Below are 2001 nucleotides of genomic sequence, written 5' to 3' on the forward strand. Positions count from 1 at the left end.
ATCCAGATATATCAAGTGAATGGGAAAAAGTAGAATATCTTCAAAATGAAGTAGTATTTGGAATGGTTATTTCCCCATTTATCTTTGTGTATTCCTTCGTAGGAATAACAATTATTTGTGGAATTATTATATATCTATATAAAAAGTTCTTAACTAACGGTGCAGAATAGTTCAAAATGTTTTGGGGAGATAAGGTAAAATTTAATAGAGGTGGGGGGGAAACAAAATGAAAAAGTATGTTTTTTTAATATTTTTATCTTTTGTGTTAATTTTGTCCGCTTGTTCACAAGGTGAAGATGATAAATTAAATGAATATTTAAATGAAGCTACTTCTTATGATATTTCTACCGAATTTAATGATGGTGTAATTAATATTGATATACCTATGGTTGATGCGGAAGAGGAAGATGTTCAATATGAATCACTTATTTTGATCTCAGCTGTTAAATCTTATCCTAGGGATTCAAATAAATACCTGCTTATTAAACTAAACTGCACCGTTAGACAATAAATTTATTTAAGTCCCCTTTTATAGTTATAACTATCAACATTGTCTGGAATATCGGTAAAACTTCCTAGATCCTTCCAATCTGTTTCCATCAATGTATTTCCTTTTACTTGAACGTCTGCAACAGTTTTACCAGTAGAGACAAATAACTTTATATAACGAATTTTCTATAGTTTGTGATTTTCTTGATATTTTTTATCAGATCCAATGGAGTGATAATCGTGGAAAACAACCAAATAACAAAGGCAGCTACTCAGCAAATAGTATCCGCTATAAAAACACGCCTGAAAGGACGAACCAATCCTTTGGTGGTGTCCCTTGACGGAGGGAGTGGTGCAGGAAAATCTACGTTGGCTGCTGAAGTTGTTTCACACTTGGGAGCAACTGTCATTCAGTGTGATGATTTCTTCGCAGCAACTATCACTGACGATGAATGGGACACCTATTCATTAGAGCTAAAATGTCGTAGGTGTATCGACTGGCAGCGTATGTGTAATGAGGCGTTGTTACCACTTATAGCAGGTGAGAACGCTCAATATCACCCTTTCTCCTTTTCTTCTGAAAATGGCTTGTCATTGTCCTTTGTAACGAAAGAGCCCTCAATGGTAATTATTCTTGACGGAATTTATAGCTCGCTACCTGAACTATCTGATGTTGTCGATTTTAAGGTTCTAGTGGATGTGTTACCCGAAGTTCGCAGTCATAGACATAATGTAAGAGAGAGTAATGACGATGAGGCTTGGCATCTGCGATGGGACTCCGCAGAGGATTACTATTTCTCAGTCTTGTGTCCACCAACATCATTTGATTTAATAGTGGTCAACCAGTAGTGAATGGTTTGTTAAAATCGATTGTTGTATCAAATCCTTATAATGAAACGACGATTAAAAAGTTCAATACTTATTGAAGTAACGGGTGCTTAAGCGAAACAAGGAGTTGTAGTTTGCGACTCCTTTTTCTTGTTCCACTAAAGGGGCATTTATTGAAAGAAGAACAAGATGTTAAAATGGGTTTACCAGCAAAGTTTTAGAGGTTGGTGTAAAACGAGTAAATAGGAGGGAATTGAATTATGAGTTGGGGAGTCGAATCTAAAGCCTTTAGGATTATTATAAAAGGAGCCCTTTTGGGCTTTATTGCCATAGCCTTACTCATTATGTTTATGATTGGTAATTTTCTCTTCAAAATATATATTTTAGATTATAGGTTCGATGATGGGGAACTAACGCCACCAATTGAAACTGCTATAAACAATGAATAACTAACTCAGCTAACGGGTGCTTTTCTAAATTAGAAAAGTACCTTTTTTAGAAGATGTGTGTAAGGTTAACTTGACACATACAATTATAATCTGTTAGTTTATATGTAAGGTTAACCTTACAGAAAGAGGTACGAAAATTGAAAAACAAAGTTAAAAAACTTAGGGAGCAATTCGGATTATCACAAGGACAATTGGGTGAGAAGGTGAATGTTTCACGGCAAGCAATTAATGCAAT

General features: G+C 34.9%; 4 protein-coding genes. All 4 read left to right on the forward strand.

Annotation, left to right across the window (positions count from 1 at the left end; translation table 11 throughout):
- The first annotated feature begins 226 nt into the window (after nt 1-226).
- Complete coding sequence (locus V7138_RS05890) at nt 227-511, forward strand: hypothetical protein (RefSeq protein ID WP_335394922.1); 285 nt, start codon at nt 227-229, stop codon at nt 509-511.
- 305 nt (nt 512-816) lie between these two features.
- On the forward strand, nt 817-1338 hold the full coding sequence (locus V7138_RS05895) for a uridine kinase family protein (protein WP_335394925.1): 522 nt from the start codon (nt 817-819) through the stop codon (nt 1336-1338).
- Between the two features lie 239 nt (nt 1339-1577).
- Entirely contained in the window at nt 1578-1766 is a 189-nt protein-coding gene (locus V7138_RS05900; RefSeq protein WP_335394924.1) for a hypothetical protein, read from the forward strand.
- Between the two features lie 137 nt (nt 1767-1903).
- Nucleotides 1904-2001 (forward strand): helix-turn-helix transcriptional regulator (locus tag V7138_RS05905; RefSeq protein ID WP_335394926.1); only part of this gene is annotated, 98 nt, incomplete at its 3' end.

It is taken from the genome of Bacillus sp. JJ1533, assembly GCF_036965045.1.
Lineage (GTDB): Bacteria > Bacillota > Bacilli > Bacillales > Bacillaceae_L > Ferdinandcohnia.

Excerpts from the sequence above, each read along its gene's own strand:
- V7138_RS05890 (WP_335394922.1), top strand. The coding sequence starts at position 227 with ATGAAAAAGTATGTTTTTTTAATATTTTTATCTTTTGTGTTAATTTTG.
- V7138_RS05900 (WP_335394924.1), top strand. The coding sequence starts at position 1,578 with ATGAGTTGGGGAGTCGAATCTAAAGCCTTTAGGATTATTATAAAAGGA.